Genomic DNA, 3,694 nt, shown 5'->3' on the forward strand with positions numbered 1-3,694 from the left:
ATCGTCATTGCAATCACCAACTACGAGCGAGGACACGATCCAGGACGTGAGATGCTCAAGCTATGAGTTGGATTCTATGACACGCTCCCGAATTGCTGACAATCGGTGACGATTGAATGGAGATTCGTCACACAGTGTCGGATAATATTTAAACCAAATTGGTTCAGTGACTCCAGAGAAACACTCTAGGACCCCCAGTACATACATCGATTTATGTGGGTTCGACGAAACGAACAACGATCCGACTGAGTGATGAACGACAGCGACTCCTCGACGAAGCAAAAGGGACCGTCGCCGACGGTCAGTACGACGACCCACCGAACTCGAACGTTATCGACGCGGCACTAACGCACCTCATTGAGTCTCGAGAGAACATCGACGTTGCGAGAGGCGAGATCGATCCCACGACGATCCAGCAGTTCAACACCTCGGTATTATAGTAGCCACTGAAACGATTTACACACTGATCGCACAGCTGTCATGCGATCAGGTGTGCATTGGCTTTCAGTGACTACTATAGGTCTCCGCTATCGGACATCGACCGAGAGTCGGTAGCGGTGACCGGCTAAGAAAGCTGTGACAAGGGATGAGAACCGCCTACCGGTGACGTAGCTTGTTGTATATACCAAGCTGTGAGAACATTCAATAGCCCCTGACGCAATTACAATCTTCCATGGACCGAGGCCCGAACCCTTATCGGGATTTACTTTCCACGATCGTTATCGATACCGCGGTTTCTCGTAGATCTGATATTGAGCAATCGGCTGATCTTTATCGTTAGCCACTCTAGGAGCTGCGTTGCTCGCGTTGTCCCACCGCATTGACCACCGATTCGAAGTCTCTCCTACTCTTCCGGTCACTGGGACACTTCACGTTGCTTTGCCAGCAGCCTCGATCAGCGCCAAGAAAAGACGACCTACTCATTTCTCAGACGTCCTCAACTAAACAGTGGCTGTTTCGGTGTCATGTTTGATAAGTCTCGTACCTCTGCCGGCCAAACCATATTAGTCTCAAACCCGTAGTTTAACGTACAGGGAGATAGACTACCAACCTATGACAACAATACAGACTCCCCAGCAGGCCCGTGAGGAGGCAGACATTCTCCACACAGGGCGCTGGTATATCGCTGAGTTGGACAATCCTCAGCTAGCAGTTCAAGGTGAGTCTGAAGCCGATGCGCGGCAAAAAATCGCCAAACGCTGGGAAGAGTACACTGCTGATTCGGACGAGTCAGATATTCGGCTCGGCAACTCCGATAGCGAGTCTGATCGTACACGGCGCAGATTGACAACACCGCGGTTGTAAGTATTCACGTTTATTATACCGGAACATCCCATCTAACCCATAGGTCTCACTATGGGGAACCGACTATCACAACCGTATTGCGAATTTGACTCTGAGGAGTGGGAGGACAAAACGGATATTCCCGTTAGTCTTGACTCATCTTCGAATGTCGCTGCTAGCGCCTTTTCGTGCTATTACGACCTGAACTCGAACAATCGCTGTGAACTCCACCAGACTATTTCGACGGTAACAACTGAAGAGATGTCTAACGCGATTCTTGAGCATTTCCAGCAGTCTACAGCCAACCCTGCAACCCAACGGCTTTACAACACGGTCGTCGGTATCGAGGTTCCTGGATTCAGCCTCAACGGTCGCACGTTCCGTGCCGACCACAGTAACGAAATCGACATCATATCCTTGATCGCACACGGGGAGGTGAGCTTCTCAGGAAGCGATATCGTGAGCAAGCTAAGGTTGCGGTCGTCCCTGTTCACAGCCGGGTTTGAAGCACACGGTGTTTCGTTCTCAAAAAACGTCGATTTCAATAGTTCTCGGTTCGAACAGGGAGCGGATTTCAGACGAGCTCTATTCGGCGAAGGGGTTTCTTTCCACGATACCACTATCGAGGGAGACCTAGACCTCTCTCAAACCACTATCCGCGGCAGACTCAATCTTCAGGAAACAACCGTTCATGGTGATGTTTTACTTCAAGGTGCTACGATAGAGGGGAATTTGGAATTGGAGAGTGCTGAGATTACTGGTGAGCTAAACCTCGTGCATGCAACGATAGAAGGGGCTGTACGTGCAGAGGAGGCTGATACAGAGACGGTGACCCTTTTGTCGACACACCTCATGGGACCGTGGTTTTCTGTCGAACATGAGATAGGCACCCTCAAATGGATTGATTCGCGGTTCGAGTCAAGTGTCACCTTGATCAACTGCACGATACACGGGTCGTTCAGAAGTACCGAAGTCACGATCAAGGGAGGGCTCAAGTGGTACAAAACGACTGCGGAGGGATCGGTCGAATTCACCGATAGCCAGTTTGAACACGTTTGTACCATCCGGAAAGGCGAGATTCAGGGGTCGTTCGACGTCAGGCACAGTGATATGGGACACCACTTCCGGCTTATTGAACTCGACATAAAGGAGGATGTCGTGCTGGCTGGAACGGAACTAGGATCGCACACCGTATTACACGATGTGGAGATTAGTGGTGACGTGTTAGCCGGTTCTGCTAACGCAGCGGGCGTTCTACGGTTCGAAGACGTTGCGATCGGAGGTGAAACTGCGCTCACTGACCTCGCTGTTCAGGAGCACTTAGAATTTCGTTCATGTACGTTCGGGTCCAGCGTCGATTTGGGTAAATCAGTAGTCAATGAATATATTCAATTCCAAGACGGAACCTTCCAGTCTGACTTTGCTGCTCAAGACAGCCGTATTGGTCGGAACTTCGAGATCACTGATTGTATCTGTTCTGATGAAATCGATCTCACAGGCAGTCGAATCGGGACGTTGCTTCTCGATGAGGAGACGGTAACTGATTCGCTTGTACTCGAAAAAACTCACGTGACTGAGCGTGCCGCGATCCTAAACGGAATTACTGTTCGGCAAACGCTCTCGCTTAATGAGGCTAGTTTCCGTCGGGGGCTTAAACTGGATTCAGCCCGCGTCGGGGAGTTTAGCATGGAAGATGCTGAAGTCACCGGAACTTTCGTCGGGAAGGAACTCACAGTCGGTACGTCCACGGGAGGGTCATTTCTCGCTGCAGACGTTAAGGTTTCAGGCAAGTTCCAACTGGAAGAAGCTACTATTGACGGGCAGCTTGACCTAGAGGGTGCAAACATAAAGAAGGAGATAAACACAGATCAGCTCCGCGTTACAAATACGTTCAGCTTCTCCAATGCACACCTCGGTGGGGATGTTGGGGGGAACGGCATGAGGGTTGGCGAGTTGAACCTAACTGGTGCTACGTTCAATAGTGGTGTTCTTTTCCATAGGGCAGTCGTCCGGGGAAACATCGACGGCTCTCTGGTTACGTCTACGGGTCCTAACATCACGTTTACTCGATCGAGGATTCACGGAGCGATCTCATTCCTGAACGCAGATCTGGAGGAAGATCTAATCATAACCGGATGTCAGCTGAAAGGGGAAGAAATGGATAGTGGTCTTGTCGATATTGCAACGGCCGAGATTCCCGAAAGCACGCGGGATGCGGTAGTTAATGTAGAATCGGCTGTCATTGGAGGTGACTTCATCATTGAGGACAGTTACATCCGGAACACCGTCTACGCGAGAGGTGCGAAACTACAGATGGCATCCGTCTTTAGTTAAGCGAGAAACCGCGTGATAGCGGCGGCTTATCGAGGCACCTTTCGGAAGGAATGAGGAAGTCCAGTCTGTGCACGAC

The 3,694-nt window shown here is 50.6% G+C and carries 2 protein-coding genes; both read left to right on the plus strand.

Translation table 11 applies throughout. From position 1 onward, the window contains the following. Window positions 1–215 precede the first annotated feature (215 nt). Window positions 216–440, plus strand: a complete 225-nt coding sequence (locus C487_RS09370; RefSeq protein ID WP_006185505.1) for a DUF7386 family protein — start codon at window positions 216–218, stop codon at window positions 438–440. A gap of 1,105 nt (window positions 441–1,545) precedes the next feature. Continuing rightward, complete coding sequence (locus C487_RS09375) at window positions 1,546–3,618, plus strand: pentapeptide repeat-containing protein (RefSeq protein WP_006185506.1); 2,073 nt, start codon at window positions 1,546–1,548, stop codon at window positions 3,616–3,618. Window positions 3,619–3,694 lie beyond the last annotated feature (76 nt).

It is taken from the genome of Natrinema pallidum DSM 3751 (assembly GCF_000337615.1).
Lineage (GTDB): Archaea > Halobacteriota > Halobacteria > Halobacteriales > Natrialbaceae > Natrinema > Natrinema pallidum.